The 22,627-nt window shown below is 68.9% G+C and carries 18 protein-coding genes and 2 tRNA genes; 11 read left to right on the forward strand and 9 right to left on the reverse strand.

Annotated elements, in window-relative coordinates; translation table 11 throughout:
• Positions 1-74 precede the first annotated feature (74 nt).
• Both D103_RS0101195 and mnmD read left to right on the forward strand, forming a co-directional pair.
• The gene (locus D103_RS0101195) at positions 75-1,583 is read left to right on the forward strand and encodes a peptidoglycan DD-metalloendopeptidase family protein (protein WP_018875501.1); all 1,509 of its coding nucleotides are present in this window, start codon (positions 75-77) and stop codon (positions 1,581-1,583) included.
• 124 nt (positions 1,584-1,707) lie between these two features.
• Complete coding sequence (gene mnmD, locus D103_RS0101200) at positions 1,708-3,513, forward strand: tRNA (5-methylaminomethyl-2-thiouridine)(34)-methyltransferase MnmD (protein ID WP_018875502.1); 1,806 nt, start codon at positions 1,708-1,710, stop codon at positions 3,511-3,513.
• On the opposite strand, the gene D103_RS0101205 is transcribed toward mnmD, so the two are convergent.
• The 4 genes from D103_RS0101205 to D103_RS0101220 form a co-directional block, all read right to left on the reverse strand.
• Positions 3,483-5,645: a diguanylate cyclase gene (locus D103_RS0101205; RefSeq protein WP_018875503.1), complete on the reverse strand. Its 2,163-nt coding sequence runs from the start codon at positions 5,643-5,645 to the stop codon at positions 3,483-3,485. The two genes, mnmD and D103_RS0101205, sit on opposite strands and share 31 nt — an antisense overlap.
• Positions 5,646-5,979: 334 nt before the next feature.
• A tRNA-Leu gene (locus tag D103_RS0101210) sits at positions 5,980-6,066 on the reverse strand.
• Positions 6,067-6,122: 56 nt separating this feature from the next.
• Positions 6,123-8,090 (reverse strand): M48 family metallopeptidase, encoded by a 1,968-nt coding sequence (locus D103_RS0101215; RefSeq protein ID WP_018875504.1) that lies wholly within the window; start codon positions 8,088-8,090, stop codon positions 6,123-6,125.
• 13 nt (positions 8,091-8,103) lie between these two features.
• A complete protein-coding gene (locus D103_RS0101220; protein ID WP_018875505.1) occupies positions 8,104-8,694 on the reverse strand; it encodes a LemA family protein in 591 nt (196 codons plus the stop codon).
• 133 nt (positions 8,695-8,827) lie between these two features.
• Between D103_RS0101220 and D103_RS0101225 the strand changes: the two genes are divergently transcribed.
• From D103_RS0101225 to D103_RS0101245, 5 genes are all read left to right on the forward strand, one after another.
• The gene (locus D103_RS0101225; protein WP_018866352.1) at positions 8,828-9,670 is read left to right on the forward strand and encodes a motility protein A; all 843 of its coding nucleotides are present in this window, start codon (positions 8,828-8,830) and stop codon (positions 9,668-9,670) included.
• 3 nt (positions 9,671-9,673) lie between these two features.
• Positions 9,674-10,486 carry an OmpA family protein gene (locus D103_RS0101230; protein ID WP_018875506.1) on the forward strand — a complete coding sequence of 271 codons (813 nt, stop codon included), beginning with the start codon at positions 9,674-9,676 and terminating at the stop codon, positions 10,484-10,486.
• A 101-nt stretch (positions 10,487-10,587) separates the two neighbouring features.
• On the forward strand, positions 10,588-11,505 hold the full coding sequence (locus D103_RS0101235) for an HPP family protein (protein ID WP_018875507.1): 918 nt from the start codon (positions 10,588-10,590) through the stop codon (positions 11,503-11,505).
• 117 nt (positions 11,506-11,622) lie between these two features.
• Positions 11,623-11,699: transfer RNA gene (locus D103_RS0101240), tRNA-Arg, on the forward strand.
• 64 nt (positions 11,700-11,763) lie between these two features.
• Positions 11,764-12,090 carry a hypothetical protein gene (locus tag D103_RS0101245; RefSeq protein WP_018875508.1) on the forward strand — a complete coding sequence of 109 codons (327 nt, stop codon included), beginning with the start codon at positions 11,764-11,766 and terminating at the stop codon, positions 12,088-12,090.
• A 15-nt stretch (positions 12,091-12,105) separates the two neighbouring features.
• Here D103_RS0101245 and D103_RS0101250 read toward each other — a convergent pair whose 3' ends face one another.
• Complete coding sequence (locus tag D103_RS0101250) at positions 12,106-12,798, reverse strand: arylesterase (protein WP_018875509.1); 693 nt, start codon at positions 12,796-12,798, stop codon at positions 12,106-12,108.
• On the opposite strand from D103_RS0101250, the gene D103_RS0101255 reads away from it, so the two are divergent.
• Both D103_RS0101255 and D103_RS0101260 read left to right on the forward strand, forming a co-directional pair.
• Positions 12,797-13,507 carry an ABC transporter ATP-binding protein gene (locus tag D103_RS0101255; RefSeq protein WP_018875510.1) on the forward strand — a complete coding sequence of 237 codons (711 nt, stop codon included), beginning with the start codon at positions 12,797-12,799 and terminating at the stop codon, positions 13,505-13,507. The two genes, D103_RS0101250 and D103_RS0101255, sit on opposite strands and share 2 nt — an antisense overlap.
• Positions 13,504-16,038 carry an ABC transporter permease gene (locus D103_RS0101260; RefSeq protein ID WP_018875511.1) on the forward strand — a complete coding sequence of 845 codons (2,535 nt, stop codon included), beginning with the start codon at positions 13,504-13,506 and terminating at the stop codon, positions 16,036-16,038. Before D103_RS0101255 ends, D103_RS0101260 begins: the two co-directional genes overlap by 4 nt.
• Before the next feature lie 28 nt (positions 16,039-16,066).
• On the opposite strand, the gene D103_RS0101265 is transcribed toward D103_RS0101260, so the two are convergent.
• Entirely contained in the window at positions 16,067-16,945 is an 879-nt protein-coding gene (locus D103_RS0101265; RefSeq protein WP_018875512.1) for an undecaprenyl-diphosphate phosphatase, read from the reverse strand.
• Between the two features lie 261 nt (positions 16,946-17,206).
• Positions 17,207-18,514 carry a methyl-accepting chemotaxis protein gene (locus D103_RS0101270; RefSeq protein WP_018875513.1) on the reverse strand — a complete coding sequence of 436 codons (1,308 nt, stop codon included), beginning with the start codon at positions 18,512-18,514 and terminating at the stop codon, positions 17,207-17,209.
• 200 nt (positions 18,515-18,714) lie between these two features.
• On the opposite strand from D103_RS0101270, the gene D103_RS0101275 reads away from it, so the two are divergent.
• The gene (locus D103_RS0101275; RefSeq protein ID WP_018875514.1) at positions 18,715-19,152 is read left to right on the forward strand and encodes an Rrf2 family transcriptional regulator; all 438 of its coding nucleotides are present in this window, start codon (positions 18,715-18,717) and stop codon (positions 19,150-19,152) included.
• Between the two features lie 19 nt (positions 19,153-19,171).
• Positions 19,172-20,881: an ExeM/NucH family extracellular endonuclease gene (locus tag D103_RS0101280; RefSeq protein WP_018875515.1), complete on the forward strand. Its 1,710-nt coding sequence runs from the start codon at positions 19,172-19,174 to the stop codon at positions 20,879-20,881.
• 17 nt (positions 20,882-20,898) lie between these two features.
• Here the strand turns inward: D103_RS0101280 and D103_RS0101285 are convergent, their stop codons facing one another.
• The gene (locus tag D103_RS0101285; RefSeq protein WP_018866363.1) at positions 20,899-21,786 is read right to left on the reverse strand and encodes a mechanosensitive ion channel family protein; all 888 of its coding nucleotides are present in this window, start codon (positions 21,784-21,786) and stop codon (positions 20,899-20,901) included.
• A 15-nt stretch (positions 21,787-21,801) separates the two neighbouring features.
• Positions 21,802-22,611: a hypothetical protein gene (locus D103_RS0101290; protein ID WP_018875516.1), complete on the reverse strand. Its 810-nt coding sequence runs from the start codon at positions 22,609-22,611 to the stop codon at positions 21,802-21,804.
• Between the last annotated feature and the right edge of the window lie 16 nt (positions 22,612-22,627).

The raw sequence follows: 22,627 nt of genomic DNA on the forward strand, positions 1-22,627 counted from the left end.
AAAGCGGCTTCCGACGGTGTTTATTGCCCGAAAAAACGTGGTATAAAGCGGAAACTCTCCGGGGCAAGGGCCATATGGGTTACAACAGAAAGACATCGCATTTCTTTCTGGCGGGCACCGCCGGACTCGCCATCCTGGTGGGTACCAGCCTCCTGCTCGCCTCCCAGCCCGCCGAGACCTCCCAGCCGCTCCAGATCGGCGCCGGCAACCCGCTCCCCGTCGCCAAGCTGTCCCTCGCACGCCCGGACCACCCGGCCGGAGGCGCGTCGATCAGCCCGGCACCGTCGGCGTCGTTCGATGCGGGCGCGCAGACCGTCGCGTTTGCCACCGACATGCTGGACGACCCGAGCACCGGCTACCACGACGACCCCATCGACCCGGACGCGGAGGCGCCCACCTCCTACGAAACCTTCGACCTCGACGGTGAGGGCGATACCGCCGCCGAGGCGGACGCGGCCGAGGACGAATGGCACAGCCATACGCTGAAGGATGGCGAGCGCCTGACCGGACTCTGGGAACGCGAATGGGATCTCCCCCTCGCGACGCTCTACCGCCTGCTGGATGACGACGAGAACGCCTCCATCCTGAACCGTGTGCGTCCCGGCCAGGAGATCGAATGGCAGGTCGACGACGAGGGCTATCTGACCCGCATGCGCCTGTGGACCTCCCGCGCCAGCGGGCACGAGTGGATCCGCGAGTCCGAGGGCTGGGACTTCGAACGCGGCGAGGTCGAGAATGGCCGCGAGGTCAGCCATCTGATCATCAGCGCCGAGATCGACGGGAACATCGCGTCCGCGCTGAGCGAACGCGCGGATATCTCCCCGGGGGCGGCCAACGCCCTGGCCGTACTGCTCGACCGCTACCTGCCCGTGCGTACCCATGCCCGTACCGGTGACCAGTTCACCCTGCTGGTGGAACAGGAGACGCTGGTCGGCGACGACACCCCGCACAACCTCCGCCTGCTCGCCTTCGACTACGAAGGCGAACGCATCGAGATCCGCGCCGCCCGCAACGTCAACGGCCGGTTCTACACGCCCGAGGGCGAGAGCCTGCTGCCGCCATTCGACCGCCGCCCGTTTGCGGGCAATTACCGCATCAGTTCCAGTTTCAATCCCCGCCGCCGCCATCCGGTCACCGGCCGTGTGGCCCCCCACCACGGTACGGACTTCGCCATGCCGGTGGGCACGCCCATCCTCGCGCCGGCCGACGGCCGCGTGACCCGCGTGGAGAATCACCCCTACGCCGGGCGCTTCATCGTCATCGAGCACGGCCAGGGATACTCCACGCGCTACCTCCATCTGCAGCGACAGCTGGTACGCCCCGGGCAGACCGTGGAGCGCGGTGACCGTATCGCCCTGTCCGGCAACACCGGCCGCAGCACCGGGCCCCACCTGCATTACGAGATCCACGTGAACAACCGGCCGCAGAACCCGATGCGCGTGGAGCTCCCGGAGAGCGATGCCCTGGAAGGCGACGAACTCGACCGCTTCAAGTCCATCAGCCAGACACTGCTGGCCCAGCTGGACAACGGGGTGCGCAACCAGCAGGTCGCCTTCACCTCGTTCGAAGAGCTGACCCGTTGAGGGATTGATCCGAGGGTCCCGTCGGTGGGCGCCTCGCGTTCATCGCCGGGGTCCTGATTGCGTGGTGGCCTCCTCTCCGTTGTCTCCCCTGCTCGACTGGGCGCGTCTTGACTGGCGCGACGGCATGCCCTTTGCTGTCGACTACGGCGACGGCTATTTCGGATCGAGCCAGCCGCGCGCAGAGGCGCAAGAGGTCTTCCTCGAGGCCAACAGCCTGCCGGAGCGGTTCTCCGGCTGCCGCCACTTCGCGATCGGCGAAACCGGCTTCGGCACCGGGCTGAACCTGCTGCTGGCGCTGGAGCAATGGCGCCGGCACGCCCCGCCCGATGCCTTCCTCTCGCTGCTCAGCCTGGAGGCACACCCCCTTTCGCCGGAGGACCTCGCCACCCTGCACCAACACCTCGGGCTCGACGATGCCGACAGCCGCGCCCTGCGCGCGCAGTACCCGCCCCCGGTCCCTGGACTGCACCGGATCGAATTCCCCGGGGCGCGCGCCACCCTGACCCTGGGCCTGGGCGACGCCGCACCGGTCCTCGCTGGCGTGCGCGGCCGGATCAATGCCTGGTTCCTGGACGGCTTCGCGCCGCGCAGCAATCCCGCATTGTGGAACACCGGCGTTTTTCGCCAGATCGCCCGGCTGTCCGCGCCCGGCGCCACGTTCGGCACCTACACCGCCGCGGGCCAGGTCCGGCGCGATCTGGAGGGTGTCGGATTCACGGTCCGGCGCGCCCACGGCCACGGACGCAAGCGCGAGCGCCTGACCGGGGCCTTTCACGCGCCGTCCGCCGAACCGGCGACGCCGGCACCGCAGGCGCCCCGCCACGTGGCCGTCGTCGGCGCCGGACTGGCCGGGCTGGCCAGCGCGCACGCGCTGGAACGTCGCGGCATCCGCACCACCCTGTTCGACCCCGCCGGGGTCGCCGGTGGTGCGTCCGGCAACCCGGCCGCCGTACTGCTGCCCAACCTGCACCCGCGCGATGCCGACCTGAACCGCCTGGCCCTGGCCGGGATGCGCAGGACCCGGACCCTGATCAACGAACTGGAGGCCCATACGGGGGAAGTATTGCGGCTGGCCTCCGGCGTCGCCTTCCACGGCATCAGCGCCCACGGGAAGAAACGGGTGACCCGTCTGCTCAAGGCCGGCAGCGAAGCGACCGGGCTGCTCTTTGATCCGGCGGGCCCGGGATGCACCGACGCCCCGCATCTGTACTACCCCGAGGGCCTGGCGGTGGATATGGCCGCTCTTTGTCGTGCCCTTGCCGGCACCCTGCCGGCGCCCCGCGCAGAGGCTGTCACGCACATCCACCTGACTCCCGGCCAAGACGCAGTGCAACTGGAGACGGAGTACGGCCGGGAGTCATTCGATGCCGTCGTGCTGGCCAATGGCGCCGGTCAGGGGGCGCCCCTGAGCCCCGAACACGGGGCGGTCTCGACGGTCACCGGCCAGATGACCCGAGTGGCGGCCACCCTGCCCGACTGGGGCGGGTTCGTTGCCACCGGACAGGGCTACTGCATCCCGTCCCCCGACCAAACAGCATGGATCGGCGCGACCTACCGGCGCACGCAAGGCCCCGGCATCCGTCAGGCCGACACGCTCCTGGCTACGGACGACGCGGCGAACCTTCGCCACCTGGCCTGGGTGCCCGGCCTGGACGATCCCGCCACCCAGGTCCTGGACCACTGGGCCGGCGAACGGGCGGTGGTCCGCGATCGCCTGCCCTTGGTCGGGCCCAGCCGAATGGACGCGCGCGGCCGCGTCCAGCTCAACCTCGCGCATGGCTCACGCGGCCTGCTGTACGCACCCCTGGCCGCCGAGTGGCTGGCCGACCATTGGCTGGGCCTCATCGAACCCCTGGAGACCACTACCGCCGCGCGGCTGGACCCAGCCCGACACGCGGGTCAGGCCCCGGGAGCCTCCGACGAGGCGTAGGCCACATCGTTGCGGCCCGCCGCCTTCACCCGGTACATCGCGTGATCCGCGGCCATCATCAGGTCGGCGAGCCGCTGTCCGTCACCCGGATAGAAGGCGACGCCGATGCTGCATGACAGGCTCACCTCCACCGTATCCATATGCCCGGGGTGCAGCTCAAAGGGCTCACGGAAGGCCTCTTGCAGCCGCTCGACCAGCCGCGTTGCCTCCTCCGCGTGGTGCAGCGGGGCACTCAATACGATGAACTCGTCCCCGCCCAGGCGAACCAGCAGGTCATCCGTGCGCAGGCTGCCGGCCAGACGCCTGGCGAGCAGCCGCAGCAACTCGTCGCCCACCGCGTGGCCATACTGATCGTTCACCGGCTTGAAGCGATCCAGGTCGATGAACAGCAGCGCCAGCTGACCCTCCTTGCGGTCGGCCCGGGCCGCCAGGCGGGGAAACGCGCGGTCCAGCGCGGCCCGGTTCGCGGTGCCAGTCAGCGGGTCCTCCCACGCGAGCGCCTGCATGCGCTCCTCCAGCTGCTTGCGCTCGGTCACGTCCAGGGCGTGCCAGACCACGGCCGCGGAACCCTCGAACGGCGTGTGAATCGGTCGGACCCGCGCCTCGTACCAGCGCGTCTCGTCCGCTGCCACCCCCGGCTCGGCCGCATGGAACGCACTGGCCTGCAGACGGTACTCGAGTTCCTGCATCGCCCCCTCGCGCAGGGCCCTTTGCACGACATCGGAGAACCGCTCCGCCACCTCGGGGGGTAACAACTCGGCCAGGGTATGCCCCACGGCGGTGGTGTGCGGGTCGCGGCCATGGCGCGCCTCGCCGAACACCCGCCGCACCAGCCCGGACGCATCAATCACCAGGGCATCGCCGGGCACGGCCTCGAACAGGGCGTCCTGGAGGTCCCGCGCCTCGCTCAGGGCATTGAACAGCATGCGATTCTCGTGCACGTCGACGAAGCTGAGCAGACAGGCCCGCTGCCCGTCCCAGTCGATCGGCACCCAGCGCAAGAGATGAAAACGCTGATCCCCGTCCGCGGCCTTCACCCGGATCTCGCGCCCCCGGGGCTCCTCCGGCACCGCGGCGCGGGTGAAATCGAGATCGGGGGGCAGACGCGGACGATCCGCCGGGTGGATCACATCCAGTGTGGCCAAGGCCTGCCCGGGGTTCGGCGACACCCCGGTCATGCGCGCGAAGGCCGGGTTGGCCCACAGAACGCGCCGCCCGGCCACGACCAGCGTCGCGTCCTCCAGGCGGTTGACCAGGGCCTGGTAGCGGCCCAGGGCCTCGCGGCGCTGCCGCATCCCCTGCCCAATGCGGAAGGTATATCCGCTGACCGCCATCAGGCCCACTGCGCCCAGGACCCACCAGGCGGCGGGGCGGGCCGTGGCGGACGGGGTGGGGACCGGCTTTGCCAGCAGCCGCCACTGCCCCCCGGCAAACGTCACATCGAGCTGCAATGGCGCCGATTCGACATCGAGCGCCTGCGGGTTGTAGAACACCTCGCCCTCGGCACCGGCCCCGTCGCGGCCGCGCAGGGCTAGCTTCAGGCGCTCCGAGCCGGGTACCAACCCGGCCTGTCGCAGCAGGGTGTCGAAATCGAGCGCGATGCTCGACAGGCTCCACGGGTTGGCGGCACCCGACACGTCCTCGTCCTCAGCTTCGGTCAGGACCGGCGCCCGCACCAGCAGCCCGCGGCCGCCCTGGGCCAGCGGCCAGGGCCCGGCGACCACGGTCTCGCGGCTCTCCAGCACGCGATGGAAGGACGCGGACTGCTGGGGATGCTCGGCCAGGTTGAGCCCAATCGCGCCCTCGTTACCGGCCCGTGGGTAGACCAGCTCCAGCACCTCGCCGCGTGCCAGCGTCAGCGACCGGATCAGATCGGGTTGCCCCCGGTAAAGCCGTTCCGCGGCGCGGGCGAACTCCTCCTCGTTCAACTCCGGATGGACGTAGGCGTAGGCCGCCAGCCCGATGGTGGCGTGCACCGACGCATTCAGCACGCTCTCCAGGCGGGAGCGCAGGCTGTTCGCCTCGGTCGCGAGCGACTGCTCATAACGATCGGCCATCTGCTGCTTCCAGCCCTGATCGATGGCCAGAAAAAGCAGGGCGAACAGCAGCGCCGCGAACAGGGCCGCCACCATCGGGCCCCGCACATACGGTTCGGTGGTGCGGGCCCGCGACGACGGAGCGCTGTCACGGGCGGCGTTTTGGGCGTCGGAAGCTTCCGTGGTGTCCGGTGGTGGGCTCATGCCGGGTCTTTTGCGGGCGCACAGGGTTCTACTATGCGCCAACGGGGGGCAAACCGAAACGGCTCCGGAAATGCCCCGCTGACGCCCCGCTCACACGGGCCAACCCGGCCCCCGCATGAAGCGGCCGGGCGCTCGCCCGTACGTGGGCGGGTTGGCCGCCGGTCCAGCGACCACTGCTCGCTCGGCACCGTGGCCAAGGGGCCCGCCGAGCGGAACGATCTGGGATTGGTGGGGACGGCCGGAATCGAACCGGCACGGCCTTGCGGCCAGCGGATTTTAAGTCCGATGCGTCTACCAGTTCCGCCACGCCCCCGGAGCCGCCGCATCATACCGTGCGTGTGGCGATGCCGCACCCGTGCCCGGCGGGGCCTACTCCGCTTCCGCGGCCGGCATCTCCGCGACTGGCAACGGCACGTGCAGGGACGCCGCGATCGCCCGGAGGAGCTCGACCTCGGCGATCACCGTCTGCCCGCCATGGGTGATGGTGGCGAGCATCGCCGTGACCAGCCTTTGCTTGTCGGCAGGACGCAGCGCGTCCAGCGCCTCCAGAGCGCGATCAAGCTCATCCGCCCAGGCCGCCGCGTCGGCAGCGGCCTCCAGGGCCGGATCCATCGCCTCTCTCGCCGGCTCTCCGATCCCCAGGGCGATATGCCCCGCACGCAGCGCCTCGCGTGCCACTTCCGGGTCCTGCGGATGACCGTGATGAGCCAGCACGGCCAGGACGCTTCGCGCACGGTGTTCGTGGCGTTCCAGGCGATCACGTCCGCCCGGGCGGGCGCGCGCTGGCTGATCGAGGTCGCGCAGCTGGCGCCGCAGGAGCCGCCCGGTGGCGTATTCGAAGGCCGACACCCGGCCGTCGGCCCGGATCAATTCGTCGATCAGCGCCTCCAGCGCCTGGCGGTCCTCCCGCGGACGGTGGCGCATGGCCGGGAAACTCATCTCCAGCAGCGGGATGCGCAGGTCCGGACGCAGGTCCGGCACGGCGTCCAGCAAGGTACGGACACGCGACTCGCTCTCCCCGCCTCGCTTCGCGGCGATCCGCAACAACTGCTGATCCCGCACCTCGGGGTCGGCACTGATCAGCAGATAGAGCAGCACCTCCACAGCCCAGGCATCCGAATGCGCGGCGCGTTCCAGTGGTCCCGGCATCGCCGCGACCAACAGTCCCGCGCCCAGGATCTGTGCCAGGCCCGGATCACCGATGTTTTCCATCAGACGTTCCGGATTCAGCAGCATACTGCCCGACTCGCGCGGCTGTTCCCGGTCGCGCGCCTCCGCCTCGGCCTGCGCCTCCTGTTCCCGGCGGCGGGTCTGCGCATCCCGCTCCATCTGTTCACGAATCGTCTCCAGCTCTTCCGACTTGAACCCAGGCTCGATGGCCTGGATACGCTGCACCAGCGGCGGATGGGTCGCGAACATCCGGCCCAGCGCCCCGGAGGCGAACAGCATGTGTCCGACCTCCTCGGTATCCGCGCGCATTCCCGCCTGACCGGCCCCGATCTTCTTCAGGGCCCCGGCAATGCCGGCCGGCTGACGGGTGAACTGCACCGCCGAGGCATCCGCCAGGTACTCGCGCTGGCGCGAGACCGAGGCACGGATCCAGCGCCCGAAGAACAGCCCGATATAGCCCACCACCATCAGCGCGAGCCCGGCGGCGACGATCCCCCCGGCGTTGCGGTTGTTGCGCGACAGGCGCATCGCGAGCAGCACACGCTGCCCGATGAGCGCCATCACGAGAATCCCGAACAGCATGCCCATCAGCCGGATATTCAGGCGCATATCGCCGTTCAGGACATGCCCGAACTCGTGCGCCACGACCCCCTGCAGCTCGTCGCGATCCAGCTGTTCCAGGGCCCCGCGCGTCACCGCAATGGCCGCGTCGTCCGGCGAATACCCCGCGGCAAACGCGTTGATACCGGCCTCCTGCTCCAGCACATAGACCTCCGGCACGGGCACGCCGGAGGCAATCGCGATCTCCTCGACCACATTCATCAGGCGCCGCCGCAACGGGTCGCGGGTATCGCCGTCCACCCGGGTGCCGTCCAGCTCGCGGGCCACGGCCCCGCCGCCATCGCGCAGCCCCAGGGTGCGATAGAGGCTGCCGACCCCGATCAGCCCGATCGTCAGCACGCTGGTCCAGACCATCACCTCGACGTTGCGCGCCAGAAATTCCCGGGTCAGCCAGGGTTCCCCCGCCGCCACCGGCTCGGCCTGCCCGAAAAGCACGAGCACAATGGCGTTCATCACCAGCACAATCGCCAGCACCGCCAGTCCGAACAGGAACAGCAACCAGCGGGTGCGTCGCTGGGCCCGGTCCTGATGCTCGAAGAAGTTCATATCGCCCGGGCCATCAGGAGAAGTTCACCTGCACCGCCTCGCGCTTCTGCGGATCCTCGATCTCCAGAAGCTGCGCCGGACGGAAGCCCAGATTGTTGGCAATCAGGCTGTTCGGGAACATCTCGCGCAGGATGTTGTACTGCATGACCGCGTCATTGAAGGCCTGACGGGCATAGGCCACTCTGTTCTCGGTACTGGTGAGCTCCTCCGACAGCTGCATCATGTTCTGGTTGGCCTTCAGATCCGGATAGGCCTCCGACAGCGCAAACAGCCGCCCCAGGGCGCCGGACAGCCCCTGCTCCGAACTGGACAGCTTGCGCACGGCCTCCGCGTTGGTCGGGTCGCCGGCCACCTCCTGCAGGCTCTGCTGGGCCTGATTCCGGGCCTGGATGACCGCCTCCAGGGTATCCCGCTCGTGGCTCATGTAGCGCTCGGCGACCTTCACCAGATTGGGGATCAGGTCGTAGCGCCGGGTCAGCTGCACATCGATCTGGGCAAACGCGTTCTTGTACCGGTTGCGCGATGTGACCAGCCGGTTGTACGTCCATACCCCCCAGACCACCAGCAGGACCAGAATCGCCAGCACCACCCACTTCGTATCCATCGTGCAAAGCTCCTTTGCGGTTTACCCGGCCGAGTGTACGCGGCGGACGGGTCCCCCGCGAGCGGATTCTCGGGCGCAGACGGCAACCGCCGCCGTGCATTATCCTTGCGCCAGGCCATCCTCGGAACCTCGCATGAATCTCTCCACCCTGCTCGGCATCCTCGGCAGCCTGCTGGTGTTCGGCAGTGTCATCGCGTTCTCCTCCCAGGACCTCGACGCCTTCCTGAACCTGCCGGGACTGGGGATCGTGGTGGGCGGCACCATCGCGGCCACCCTGATGAGCTACCCCTTCCACGAGGTCATGCGCGTCTTCCGCGCCGGGGCCAACGCGATCCGCGAGGAACGCTACGACGCCAGCCAGGACCTCGAGGAAATCGTGCAGGTCTCGCGCTACTGGTTCTCCCAGAACCTGCAGCGCATCCAGGACCGCCTGGACCAGATCCGCAACCCGTTCCTGCGCACCGGCATCCAGCTGGTCATCGACGACACCCCGATGGACGACGTCTCCGACCTGCTGAACTGGCGCATGGCCCGCCTGCGCGCCCGCGAACAGGCCGACGCCCAGATGTTCCGGACCATGGCCACCTATGCCCCGGCCTTTGGCATGCTCGGCACCCTGATCGGGCTGATCAACCTGCTCCTGACGACCGAGAGCGACGACTTCACCGTGATCGCGGTCAACCTCGGCATCGCGCTGATCACCACCTTCTACGGCATCCTCCTGGCCAACCTGGTGTTTCGCCCCATCGCCATCAAGCTGGAGCGACGGACCGAGGAACGCGTGGTCCTCATGACCATGGTGCTGGAAGGCATCATGCTCATGCGCAAGGGCCGTTCGCCCGGATACATCCGCGAGACCCTGCGCTCGTTCATGGAGAACCACAGCGACGAGATCCGCCAGGCCGCCCCCACCAACGGGGACGAAGAACCCGCCGCGGACCCACGGGACCCGGACCCGTCGAACGAGCGTCGCTGAACCATGCCCGGCCCCGCCTACTCCACCTCGGAGCGCGCCGCGCTGCAGGCCGAAATGGACGCCCACGCGGCGACCCGCCCGGAACAGGCATTTCTCGCCTCCTACCCCGGCGAACGCCAGCGCGACGACGAACACGCCTGGATCCTCACCTACCTCGACGTGCTGACCCTGGTCATCGTCGTCTTCGTGATCCTGCTGACCTTCATGGACCCGCGCGACGACGATCCCCGCGCGGTGTCCGCCAGCCCCGTCGCGCTGGCGCATCCCGACCGCAGCGCGCTGGTGGAGCCCCTGGTCCACCCCACGCTGCTCGGTCTTGCCGACCTCGACGACGGCACCGCCGAGGACCCGGCGACTCCCGAAACGTCCGCCGAAACAACCCGAACCGGCGCCGATGCCGATCAACTGCGGGATCGGGCCCCGGAGGGGGTCGATATCGTCGAGCAACCCGGCCGTCTGGAACTGCGCATCCGCGACGAGATCCTGTTCGCCACCGCCCAGGCCGATCTGCGTTCGGACGGCGCAACGCTCCTGGAAGGACTGCTGACCATCCTGGCGGACCATACGGGCCTCATCACCGTAGAGGGGCACACCGACAACGTCCCCATCGCGACCGAGCGCTTCCCCTCCAACTGGGAACTGTCCGCGGCCCGCGCCAGCAGCGTCGTGCGGCACCTGGTCGCGCAGGGGCTGGAGCCCTCGCGGCTGCGCGCGGTCGGGCGCGCCGACACGCTGCCGGTAGCCGGCAACGAGACACCGGGTGGGCGCGCCGAGAATCGTCGCGTGTCACTGATCCTGGAGGCCGAAGCGAACTGATACCCGACGCCCCACCCGCATTCCGCGAGCCCGCAGGGCCACTTGACGCCCGCGCGACCCCCATAGAAGATGCGCAACACTTGCACTTTAAGGAGGCTGGTGTGCGTACCGGACGCGGGTCCCTGCTGGGCGACTTCCTCGACACCACCAATCACTGGGACAAGCTCATTGCCCTGATGGGCGGGATGATCGGCCTTTACCTGTCGCTGGAGGTCGCCGCCTCGGTAACCGACAACGGCATCAACGGTCTGATCCTCGCCTCCCTCGGCGCCACCGCCGTCCTGCTGTTCGCCGCGCCGCATGCCGCCCTCTCGCAACCCTGGAACGTGCTCGGTGGTCATGGCGTTGCCGCCATCGTAGGGATACTGATACGCGACCTGCTGCCCCACCCCCTGCTGGCCGCCGCCGTCGCCGTGGGCCTCGCCATCTGGCTGATGCACTACCTGCGCTGCCTGCATCCCCCTGGCGGCGCCACGGCGCTCTATGCGGTCGTGGGCGGCGACTCGGTCACGGCCCTGGGGCCGTGGTTCCTGCTGCACCCTGTGCTGACCAGTGTCGGGGTCATGCTGATGGTGGCCGTCATCATCAACTACCCGTTCCCCTGGCGCCGCTATCCCGCGAGCCTGACCCCGTCCCCCGAAAGCCCGGAACAAAGCCCGCTGGCGGCCCTGGAGCGGGCCGGTCACGGCCGCGAGGATCTCGAGCACGCCATGCGCGAGATGAACCTGTATCTGGATCTGACCGAGGACGATCTGGCACGCCTGTACCTGCTGGCCCGCCGCCATCACCAGCACCCCGACCCGATCACCCCGGAGGCCATCCAGCCCGGGGCCTGCTTCAGCAACGGTGGAACGGACGCCGACTGGGCGGTTCGCCGCGTGCTCCGGCGCGACGGGGCGCAGGTGATCTACCGCCACCTGGCGGGCCCCGAGGCCCCGGGTGAAGACCGCGCCACACTGGACGACTTCCTCGCCTGGGCCCATCACCGGCTGGAGCCGGAATACGGCCCGGACGAGTAAGCGCGTTTGGGCCTCTCCGCACCCGGCGCTTATACTCTCGCGCCAGACCTCTGTCGGGTTTCGGTGATCGTCGCAAGCGTGGCGGGATCGCGAAGCCCAAATCCGGCAGATTCCCGGGTCTCCGTAGCTCAGCTGGACAGAGCAGCCCCCTCCTAAGGGGCAGGTCGCAGGTTCGAATCCTGCCGGGGACACCATTTCTCTCGCAGGCCGTCGGGATTCCCCCTAGCGCCGCGACCGCAACGGTCGTAAGGTAGGCCAATGGCCATGCTGACGACCGAACAGTCCAGCCGCATGATCGATCGCCTCGCCCCGCTGATCGGGATCCAGGGCGAAGTGGATGGCTGCATGGTGGAACTGGTCGAGGTCCTCGACGAAGGCCCGCGCGGGCTGCCCGGCGTGGCCCTGATGAGCATGGGCTCCCGGCGCAGCATCCAGGCCAACCAGTACGGCAATCCGCTCTGCCGGCACTCGGAGGTCCGCACCCTTTCCCTGCTGTCCGAGGTCGAGCGCGACCTGCATCCCGTCCTGCGGCAACTGCTTCCGGAGAACGTTGTGGCGGAGTTGCGGGCGCTACTGGCGGACTGAGCGAACCCCCGGGCTTTACCCGGCCACGTGGTCATCGCGTGGCGGCTTGCGCGCCTCGGCGTCCTCCACCATGGGTTTAAGGCGTGGCCACACGGCATCCAGCAGGTGCGGCTGCGCCGCCTCGCTGGGGTGAATGCCGTCATCCATCAGCATTCCGTCCTCCAGCAGCACGTCCTCGAGAAAGAATGGCTCGAAGGCCAGATCCCGAGCAGCCGCCAGGTCGGTAAAGACCGCCTCGAAACGTTCGGTGTAGCGCCGCCCGTAGTTGGGCGGGATGCGGATGCCCAGCAGCAGGGTCTCGGCCCCGGCGGCGTCGATCGCGTCCACCATCGCCTCCAGGTTCTCGCGCATGGCCGATGGTGCCAGGCCCCGCAGGCCGTCATTGCCCCCGAGGGCCAGGATCACCAGGGCCGGGTCCATCCGCTCCAGTACCTCTGGCAGCCGCGCCCGGCCGCCGGCTGTCGTGTCACCGCTGATGGAGACGTTTTCCACCACCCATTCCCGCTCGCGCTCGGCCAGGCGCTCTTCCAGAAGGGCCGGCCACCCGGCAGACTCCGGCATGCCATAGGCCGCACTCAACGAATCCCCGAACACCAGGATTCGCAGCGGCTCGGCGGAGCGATTTTCGTCTTCCGGGGAATTCCCGGGCGCAACGGGACTCCATAGCAACGCGATCAAGCCCATCACGACCAACGGAATACGCAACATGGATGCATCCTCGTCATATGTACTGGAGGCCCGGGACATCGAGCAGCGGATCAACGGACCCAGCGGGCCGCTGGACATCCTGCGCGGCATATCGCTGGCGGTCCAGGCTGGCGAGACGGTCGCGATCCTCGGCGCCTCCGGATCGGGCAAGTCCACCCTGCTCGGGCTCCTTGCAGGTCTGGACGCCCCGAGCGCGGGAGAAGTTCGCCTGCTGGGCCGGACCATCAGCGAACTGGACGAGGATGGCCGCGCCGCGTTGCGCGCCGGCCGGGTCGGGTTCGTGTTCCAGTCCTTCCAGTTGCTCCCGGCGCTGACGGCCCTGGAGAACGCCCTGCTGCCACTGGAGCTGAACCCGGCCCATGCCGGCGAAGATCAGGCCACCCTGAACCGCTGGGCCAGCCAGGCCCTGGAGCGCGTGGGCCTTGGCGAACGCGCCGCGCATTACCCGCACCAGCTTTCGGGGGGCGAGCAGCAACGGGTGGCCATTGCCCGCGCCATTGTCGACCACCCGGCGGTCCTGTTCGCCGACGAGCCCACTGGGAATCTCGACGGCAAGACCGGGCAGCGCATCATCGAGCTGCTGTTCGGCCTGGCCCGGCATCCGGACGGCGACGGGCCCGCCACCGCACTGGTGCTGGTGACCCATGATCCGGAACTGGCGGCGCAGTGCGACCGCATCATCTCCATTCAGGATGGCGTGCTGGCATGACGGCAAGCCACATCCATACCCGGGGTCAGGGCCGCAATCCCCTGCGCGCGCTGCTGCGCGGCACCTGGCGGGAATGGCGCTCCGCCGAACTGCGGGTACTGGCCGCGGCGCTGGTCGTCGCGGTCGCCGCGGTCGCCGCCGTCGGCTTCTTTACCGATCGCGTGGATCGCGGGATGGCCCAGCAGGCCACCGCCCTCCTCGGCGGTGATCTTGCGGTGGTCAGTGACAACCCGCTGCCGGCGGGCCGGCCCGACGAAGCCGCGAACCGCGGGCTGGACACGGCGCGCACCGCCTCGCTGCCCAGCGTGGTCTTTGGCAAGGACGACCAGTCGCGCCTGGCGGCCCTGCGCGCAGTCGAGCCCAGCTGGCCGTTGAAGGGCGAGGCCCGCACCCGCTCGGGACCGGACGGGGAGGAGCAACCGCGCGAACGCGGGCCGCAACCCGGTACCGCCTGGCTGGAATCCACCCTGCTCGAGGCCTTGGGGCTTCAGGTGGGCGACCGGGTAGAGGTCGGCGACCTGGACCTGGAGGTCACCGGCATCCTCGCGCATGAACCGGACCGTGGCAGCAACCTGCTGAACATCGCACCGCGTCTGATGCTCGCATTCGACGACCTGGACGCCAGTGGACTGATCGGCCCCGGCAGCCGGGTGCGCTACGAGTTCTTTGCCGCCGGGCCGAGTTCGGAGATTGAAGCCTTCCGCGCCTGGCTGGGGGACGAACTGGAGGCCGGGGAACGCCTCCTGGGCCTGGACGACGCGAACCCGGAGCTGCGCACGGCCATCGAGCGCGCCGAGCGCTTCCTCGGGCTCGCTTCGCTGATGGCGGTGCTACTGGCCGGGGCCGCGATTGCCGTGGCGGCCCATCACTTCGCCCAGCGCCGCGCCGATCCGGCGGCCGTGATGCGCGCCCTGGGCGCCAGCGGCCGCCGGGTCCTGCTGACCTACTTCGGCCGGGTGGTGCTGGTCGCCCTGCTGGCCAGCGCTGTCGGGCTCGCCATCGGCTTCGCCGCGCAGTTCGTCCTCGCGTCCCTGCTCGGCGGCTGGCTTGACGGGGATCTCCCTCCTCCGGGGGCGCGGCCACTGGTCGCCGGCCTGGGCGTGGGACTGATTACCGCCGTTGGCTTCGCCCTCCCCGCGCTGTTGCGCATTGGCCAGGTCTCGCCGCTGCGCGTCCTGCGCCGCGATCTGGGCCTGCCGCCCACCTCGGTATGGCTCTCCGGCGCCCTCGCACTGCTCGCCTTCGGCGGCCTACTCTACTGGCAGGCCGCCGACCCGCAACTCGCCGCCTGGGTCCTGATCGGCACCGCGGTGGCCATCGCGTTGCTGGCCGTCCTCGGGATGGGGCTGGTGCTCGCCCTGAGGCCTCTGCGCAACCGCGGCGGCATGGCCCTGCGCTTCGGGCTGGCCAACCTGTCCCGGCGCGGCGGCCTCAGCGCGGTGCAACTGGTGGCCTTCAGTGTCGGGATCCTGGCCCTGCTGCTGCTGGCGATCGTGCGCGTCGACCTGCTGGAGGCCTGGGATGCCAGCATCCCGGAGGACGCCCCCAACCAGTTCTTCATCAACATCCAGCCGGGCCAGGAGCAGGCCTTCGCCGACCGGGTCGAGGCGGCCGGCCTCGAACGCCCGCAACTCGACCCGATGATCCGTGGCCGTCTGATCGAGATCAACGACGAACGCGTTCATCCGGAGGACTTTGACGATGATCGCGACCGACGACTGGTGGATCGCGAATTCAACCTGTCGTATGCGCACACCCCGCCGGCGCACAATCGCATCGTCGATGGACACTGGTTCGGCGAGGCCGGGCAGGATCCCGACCGGGGCTGGTCGGTGGAGGCCGGACTCATGGAACGCTTCGACCTGGCACTGGGCGACTACCTGACGTTCCGGGTTGGGGGGCAGCCCATCCGCAGTCCGATCACCAGCGTCCGCGAGGTCGACTGGGACAGCTTCCAGGTGAATTTCTTCGTCATCGGCCCGCCTCCGCTGCTGGACCAGCAGCCCCGGACCTTCATCACGGCCATGCACGTGCCCGAAGACCAGCGCAGCGCCCAGAACCAGTGGTTGCGGGAGTTCCCCGCCGTATCGGCCATCGACGTCAGCGCCATCCTCGCGCAGGTCCGCGATGTGATGGACCAGGCCACGCGGGCGGTCGAATACGTCTTCCTGTTCACCCTGATCGCCGGGTTGACCGTGCTCTACGCCGCGGTCCAGGCCACCCGCGACGTCCGACGACGGGAGGCCGCCCTGCTGCGCACCCTCGGGGCACGTCGCGACCACATTCGCAACGGCTTGCTGGCGGAATTCGGGACCCTGGGCCTGCTGGCCGGGCTGCTCGCGGCCGTGATCGCCACGGCAGTGGGCGCCCTGCTCGCCTGGCAGGTGTTCGAGTTCGACTACAGCGTCAATCCCCTGACCTTCGTCTACGGGATCGGGGGCGGCACGCTGGGGATCGCCCTGGCCGGCTGGCTGGGGACGCGCCGGGTGCTGGACCAGGCCCCGCTGGCGGTGCTGCGCGGCCCGGAATAAGCCGGGCCGGACCGCTCGCGTACCGGGATCAATGGCCGTACATGATGTCCACGTCGAGGAAGCCGAACAGGACCATTAACGCCAGCGCCCAGAGGTAGAAGGAGAAGACCTTCAGGTTAGCCCGGTACAGGAAGAACAACACCATCTTCAGCGACACGATCCCGACCAGCGCGGATACCAAAAAGCCCACCGCCAGGGCCGTCCAGTTCAGGTCCCCAAGGCCGTTGCCGTTCAGGACGTCCAGCGACTGCACGGCGGTCGCCGCCAGGATCGTGGGGATCGCGAGGAAAAAGCTGTACTCCGCCGCCCAGCGCCGCTTGAGCCCGGTGAACAGCGCGAAGACGATCGTCATTCCGCTGCGCGAGAGCCCGGGAATCAGCGCGAAACCCTGCGCCACGCCGATGATCGCCGCGATCTTCGGGCTCAACTGGCGCAGGCCCAGCGGGCGCCGCTGCAACCGGTCCGTCCACCACAGCAGCACGCCGGTGAGGCTGAGCGTCCCGGCGATCAGCGTCGGGTGGGCAAACACCTGCTCGAACCCGGCCTTCAGGGTAAAACCCACGACGGCGGTCGCGAACACCGACAACCCGCACAGCAGCGCCAGGCGCAGGAACAGCATCTCGCGCCCCGCGGAGCCCCGGGCGGAGGCCCACTGCCAGCTCTCGCGGGCGATCCCGCCACTCAGCCGCAGCAGGCTCTTGCGGAAGACAAAGACAATCGATAACAGCGTGCCGACGTGCACCACCAGATCGAACAGGATCATCTCAGGGCTTTCCGGGGGCGGCAGTGGCTCGCCCTGACGAATCAGCCAGTGCTGGGTCAGAACCAGGTGGGCGGTCGAGCTGACCGGCAAGAACATGAAGATGCCCTGCACGATCCCGAGCAGGGTGGCGACCCAGACTGTCATGACAGGTGCGGCTCCGTGATCCCGAGGCGGGCCGCAGTATACGCAAACCACCTACCCGGCGTCGGTACCGGCGTCGCACCGCCGGCAAAAGCCCGGCCAGGAGCCAGTCGGATTTGGGTGATCGTCGCGAGCGTGGCGGGAGAGCGAGCCCATTTTTTCGGTCTCTCGAGGCGCATAGTGGGCACTATGTAACGAGAGAGAGCGGAAAAAGGGGCCGTTCTCCTGCGCGCGCAGCAGATCAGTCCCAAATCCAACTGGCTCCTAGACTCGGAACTGCGTCGTCAGACCTCGCAACTGCTCGATGCGCGCCACCAGGGCATCGGTCTCGCTGGCGGTGGCCTCGGCATTGGCCGCTGTCACCTGGGCCCCCTGACTGACCTCCGTGAGGGTGCCATCGACCTCGCGCGCGACCTCCGCCTGCTGTGACACGGCACCGGAGATCTCGTTGTTGAGATGCCGGATCCGCTCGACCGCCGAGCGGATCGACTGCAGGGCCTCGCCGGCACCGGCGGCCTCGTCCACGCCGGTCTCGCCCTTCTCCCGACTGCGCTCCATCGCACCGGCCGCCGAGCGCGCACCCGCCTGCAGCCGCTCGATCATGGCCTGGATCTCGGTCGTGGACTCCTGCGTCCGGGTCGCGAGCGTCCGGACCTCGTCGGCGACCACGGCAAACCCCCGACCCTGCTCGCCCGCGCGGGCCGCCTCGATGGCCGCATTCAGTGCCAGCAGGTTGGTCTGCTCGGCGATCCCGCGTATCACATCGAGAACCGACCCGATCTGGTCCGACTCGGCCTGAAGACGCGCCACCTGTTCGTTGGCGGTGCCGATCTCGCTCGCCAGCTCGCGCATGGTGCGCACGGTTGTGTCGACCACGCCGGAGCCGGTCCGGGTCTCGGTCTCGGCCTGGTCGGCCGCCTCGGAGGCCGTGCGCGCGTTGCGGGCGATCTCCTCGGCCGAGGCCGTCATCTGGTTCATGGCCGTCGCCACCTGGCCCAGCCGCGCCTGTTGCTGCTGCACCTCCTGATTCGTCTCCTCCGCCACGCGGTGCAGGGTGCCAACCGACTCCCCCAGCTCCCGTGCATGCTCCACCATCTCGGAGACCATGCGCTGCAGACGCTCGATGAAGGCGTTGAACAGACGAGCCAGGCGGTCGATGCCGTCGTTGCGCGGGGCCTCGATGCGCTGGCGCAGGTCCCCCTCACCCTCCGAGACCGCACGGAAGCGCCCGGCCAGTCCAGCCAGGCGGCGACGGATCATGAACACGAACAGGAAGTACACCACCACGATCACGCCAATCGCCACGCCCAGCATCATCGCGTTGACCTGCCAGGCCGCGACATCCAGCAGCCGGTCCACCGCAGCGGCCACTTCGGCCTCCAGGGCCGGCGTGGTCGCGTGCTCCTGCATGACCTGCTCCAGGGTGGCCTCCATCCCGCCCTTCAGCGTGGCCGTATGCCAGAACACCGCCGCGGCGGCGATCAGGAAGAACACCCCGACAATCGCACTCAATGCGAGCGAGAAACGTCCCGCCAGCGAAAGGCGACTCAGCCACCCACTCTCCTGCTCCATTGCCGCCCCCTGATGCCGGTACACTCCGGATTTTGTTATCGCTGTAACGACCCACCGGCCCGAAACTATAGGCCGTGGCGCACCTGTGCTTCACGTGCCCGCAACGCATGCGCTTGTGACGCAGGTCCGGACCGATTAAGGTTCTCTGAAATATACGTTCAAGCATATCCTCGATCACCGCGAACCGACGAAACCCTCCTATGCAGCTCACCCGCTATACCGATTTTTCCCTTCGCGTCCTGATGTACCTCACCGTGCAGCCGCGCGAGCAGCGCGTAACCGTCAGCGACATCTCCGAGCAGTTCGCCATCCCCCGCAACCACCTGGTCAAGATCGTGCACCAGCTCGGCCAGAAGGGCTACATCATCACCCGGCGCGGCAAGGGGGGCGGGATCTCGCTCGCCTGCGAACCCGCGGAGATCAACGTCGGCAGCGTAATCCGCGACATGGAGCCGAACCTGAACGTGGTGGACTGCGAGAACCCCGTCTGCCCGATCCTACCCGCCTGCCAGTTGCGCGGTGTTCTCAACGACGCACGCGACGCCTTCCTCGCCGTGCTCGACCGCTACACCATTGCCGATGTGACCCAGGCGCCCGACTACCTCTACGAGCTCCTGCATCCCGGCAAGAGCGCCTGAACCCCGGTATCCTTCGGCCATGGAACGGCCCGACCCGGCACCCCGAAAACGAACCGCCCTCCACGCGCACACCGGCGCCCGCTGGCTGGCCGTGGCCGTTCCGTGCCTGCTGGCGCTTGCGAGCGCCGACGCACGCCAGGCCTGTCCCGATCCCGGGACCACACCCACCCCCCTCGCCGAACTGCGCGCGGGGACCCTCCCCGAAGGAACGGAGGTGGTCGCGGAAGGCACCGTAACCGGCGTCTTCATGGACACGGACCAGCTGGGGGGCTTCTACCTGCAACAGGGCTCGGCCACCGGGGCCACGGGCCTGTTCGTCTACGCCCCACGAAGGGACCCGGTCGCGGCCGGGCAGCGCCTGCAGGTGCATGGCGCCTTCACCCGCCATCGAGGCCGCCCCCAACTCTCGCAACTGGACGCGGTGGTGACCTGCGCCGACGGCGAACCGCCCGCCCCCGTCGACCTGCGCCTGCCCGACGCAGCCGACCGGCTGGGCGACTTTATCGACCAGCCTGTCCGTTTCCCGCAGCGCCTGACGGTCACCGACAACCGGGACCTCGGCCGCTACGGAAGCTTGACGCTGGTCGCCGACGGGCGCCTGGCGCACCCGGGCCAGACCGCCCCCGCGGACAGCCCGGGGCGCCAGGACATAGATCGGCGGATCGAACTGGACGACGGGAGCTATCGCGCGAACCCCGACCCGATCCCGTACCTCGACGACCAGGGGACCCGCCGCGCGGGAAGCTCGGTGGAAGGCCTCACCGGCATCCTCACCCACGCCTTCGGCGCGTACCGGATCCACCCCACCGAGCGCGTAGACTGGACCGGCGGCCAGCGTCCCGACCCGGTGCCAACCGCGGATGCGGGTGACCTGCGCATTGCCACCGCGAACATGGAGAATGACTTCGTCACGCTGGGCGAGCGTGGTGCGCAGACCCCGGCCGAGCGCCAACGCCAGACCGCCAAGCTGGATGCCCTGCTGCAGGGCCTGGATGCGGACCTGCTGGGCGCGGTCGAACTGGAAAACGCCGCGGCTGCGCGCGAGACCCTGGTGGCGCGCCTGAACGCCCGCCCCGGGGAGCGTGGCGAATATGCGGCCATCGTTCACCCGGCACCGGGGGACGACGCGATCAAGGTCGGCCTGCTCTACCGGCCGGAACGGCTGCGTTTGGTCGACAGGGCCGCCGACCGCGATACCGTCCACCACCGCCCCCCGCTGCTGGGCTGGTTCGAAGCGGGCGCTACCGGCGAACATCTCGGTGCCGTGGTCGTACATTTCAAGGCCAAGAGCGGCTGCCCCGACAGCGGCGATATCGACCGTGGCCAGGGCTGCTGGAACCAGCGCCGTACCGCGCAGGCCGAACGCCTCGTCGCCTGGATACGCGAACAGCAAACCGGCGAGTTCGCGGATGCTCCCGTCGTGGTCCTGGGCGATCTCAACGCCTATGCCGCCGAGGACCCCCTGCACGTCCTCCATGCCGCAGGAAAACACGATCTCGTGCACGACGACCCGAGTACCGCCCATACCTACGTCTTTCGCGGCCAGGCCGGGCAGCTGGACTACCTGCTGGGGCCCGATACGCTGCGTGAACGAGTCCGGGACGGCGCCACCTGGGCGGTCAACGCCGACGAACCGGAATTCCTCGGATTTGATGGCCGCGCCCCAGCCGACGGGCCCTGGCGCGCCTCGGATCACGATCCGGTCTGGGCCGACCTGTACCTGGACTAGTCGGTGACTGCGGCCACTCAGTCGCGGGCGTCCGGTTCCGCAGGCACGGCGGCCTCCGCCTCGGCCGCCGACACGTTGTCGACAATCCGTACCGGCAACGGCCCGCCCAGGCTGCCCAGGGTCCTCTGCGGGAACGGGATGTCGATACCGGCCTCGTCCAGTGCCGCCTTCACCCCCTCGTGCATGGAGTTACGCAGGTCCAGGAATTTCTCCCGCCGCGCCCAGACCGAGAGCTGGATCTTCAGCGCGGAGTCGCCGTACTCGAGGAAGATGAACAGCGGCTTGGGCTCCTCCAGACAGACCGGGTTGCCCTCGGCGACCCCCATCAGCACATCGCGCAACTGCTTGAGATCGGTGTGATAGGCGACCCCGATCTGCATGTCGAGCCGACGGATCGGGAACCGACTGAGGTTGGTCAGCTGGGACTTCACCAGGCTCTCGTTGGGCACCCGGACCATCAGGTTGTCGAAGGTCCGCAGCTTCACCGAGAGCGGATCGATGGACAGCACCTCGCCGGTGGCATCCCCCACCTTGATCACATCCCCGACAGAGAACGGCCGCTCACCGATCAGGAACAGCCCGGAGATCAGGTTGGAGGCGGAGGTCTGCGAGGCAAAGCCCAGCGCCACCGTGAGGATCCCGGCCGCACCCAGCAGCACGGTCAGGTCGAAGCCCAGCTCGCGCAGGGCCGAGGCCAGCACCAGGAGCACGATTACATAGAAGCTGATGCGCCGGGTCAGCATCACCTGCTGGGCATCGAGCTTGTCTTCCAGCACCCGCGCCAGCCCGCGCGACACCAGACGCGCGACCAGCAGACCCACCAGCAGATAAACCGCCGCGCGGACGGCCGCGAGGAACGCCTCGCTGGTGACGAAGGCCTGCGCGGCCTGTAGCCATTCGTTCATCGTGTGCGTCGCCCCCTACTGAAACAGGGCGCTGAACGCCCGCACCATCAAATGCCGTCCGCCGGCCTCGCGGGGCTCGGCGATACGCTGCGCCCCCGTCGCGGCCCCGGGCGGCCCCGGGTCGATCTTCATCGCCGCCATGTCACGGTCCTCCTCGCGCTCCATGCGCACAGCCGGGGTCCACAGCCGATGGTGGCAATCGGCATACACCGGCAGTCGCGGCACCGGCAGGTTCACGCGCTCCAGGAACAGGGCATCGTCCGCCTTGTTGGCGATGGTCAGCGGCGTCACCACGCGATGCGGCCTTTCCGGCACATCGGCCAGGTCCAGGCGCGCCTGGGTTCGGGTCGCGTAGCACAGCTCTCCATTCACGGTATTGGGGCCGAACCAGGTATCGGAAGGCGTATACACTGGGAATTCCTGCACCCGCGCCGCCCCCAGGTACAGCTGCACCCAGGCCGGCGAACTGAGGTACAGGGTGACCTGCCCGTGGGCCGGCACGTAGAACGGATTCTGCGGGCGGCTCACCATCGGACGATCGGCCAGGGCCACGCGCAGCTCCGGCTCGGCATCGGGCGGGGCCCCCGCAAACCGCAGCAGGTCCTTGGCACTAGCGGGAAAGGGTTCACTGCAGGGGACGTCGATCGCCAGGGTCGCGTCCGCCGCGTCACGCGGGCGCTCCAGCACCATCTGCCATTCCTGCCCCCCGTGCAGGAGCCACAGGTCCAGCGGACCGATGGACCAGCGACCGTGCGCGCCCGAGTCCAGCGGCCGGCGCCCCCACCAGGTCGCGGGATCGGTTCGCGTTGTCGAGGTCTCCGCCATCATCCCGTCCTTGCCA

It is taken from the genome of Thioalkalivibrio sp. ALE31 (assembly GCF_000377405.1).
In the GTDB taxonomy this organism is placed as follows: domain Bacteria; phylum Pseudomonadota; class Gammaproteobacteria; order Ectothiorhodospirales; family Ectothiorhodospiraceae; genus Thioalkalivibrio.

What these genes read in the sequence shown, in the direction of transcription:
- D103_RS0101195 (WP_018875501.1), top strand. Translation starts at nt 75, where the DNA reads ATGGGTTACAACAGAAAGACATCGCATTTCTTTCTGGCGGGCACCGCC.
- mnmD (WP_018875502.1), top strand. Translation starts at nt 1,708, where the DNA reads ATGCCCTTTGCTGTCGACTACGGCGACGGCTATTTCGGATCGAGCCAG.
- D103_RS0101205 (WP_018875503.1), bottom strand. Translation starts at nt 5,645, where the DNA reads ATGGTGGCGGCCCTGTTCGCGGCGCTGCTGTTCGCCCTGCTTTTTCTG.
- D103_RS0101215 (WP_018875504.1), bottom strand. Translation starts at nt 8,090, where the DNA reads ATGAACTTCTTCGAGCATCAGGACCGGGCCCAGCGACGCACCCGCTGG.
- D103_RS0101220 (WP_018875505.1), bottom strand. Translation starts at nt 8,694, where the DNA reads ATGGATACGAAGTGGGTGGTGCTGGCGATTCTGGTCCTGCTGGTGGTC.
- D103_RS0101225 (WP_018866352.1), top strand. Translation starts at nt 8,828, where the DNA reads ATGAATCTCTCCACCCTGCTCGGCATCCTCGGCAGCCTGCTGGTGTTC.
- D103_RS0101230 (WP_018875506.1), top strand. Translation starts at nt 9,674, where the DNA reads ATGCCCGGCCCCGCCTACTCCACCTCGGAGCGCGCCGCGCTGCAGGCC.
- D103_RS0101245 (WP_018875508.1), top strand. Translation starts at nt 11,764, where the DNA reads ATGGCCATGCTGACGACCGAACAGTCCAGCCGCATGATCGATCGCCTC.
- D103_RS0101255 (WP_018875510.1), top strand. Translation starts at nt 12,797, where the DNA reads ATGGATGCATCCTCGTCATATGTACTGGAGGCCCGGGACATCGAGCAG.
- D103_RS0101250 (WP_018875509.1), bottom strand. Translation starts at nt 12,798, where the DNA reads ATGTTGCGTATTCCGTTGGTCGTGATGGGCTTGATCGCGTTGCTATGG.
- D103_RS0101260 (WP_018875511.1), top strand. Translation starts at nt 13,504, where the DNA reads ATGACGGCAAGCCACATCCATACCCGGGGTCAGGGCCGCAATCCCCTG.
- D103_RS0101265 (WP_018875512.1), bottom strand. Translation starts at nt 16,945, where the DNA reads ATGACAGTCTGGGTCGCCACCCTGCTCGGGATCGTGCAGGGCATCTTC.
- D103_RS0101270 (WP_018875513.1), bottom strand. Translation starts at nt 18,514, where the DNA reads ATGGAGCAGGAGAGTGGGTGGCTGAGTCGCCTTTCGCTGGCGGGACGT.
- D103_RS0101275 (WP_018875514.1), top strand. Translation starts at nt 18,715, where the DNA reads ATGCAGCTCACCCGCTATACCGATTTTTCCCTTCGCGTCCTGATGTAC.
- D103_RS0101280 (WP_018875515.1), top strand. Translation starts at nt 19,172, where the DNA reads ATGGAACGGCCCGACCCGGCACCCCGAAAACGAACCGCCCTCCACGCG.
- D103_RS0101285 (WP_018866363.1), bottom strand. Translation starts at nt 21,786, where the DNA reads ATGAACGAATGGCTACAGGCCGCGCAGGCCTTCGTCACCAGCGAGGCG.
- D103_RS0101290 (WP_018875516.1), bottom strand. Translation starts at nt 22,611, where the DNA reads ATGGCGGAGACCTCGACAACGCGAACCGATCCCGCGACCTGGTGGGGG.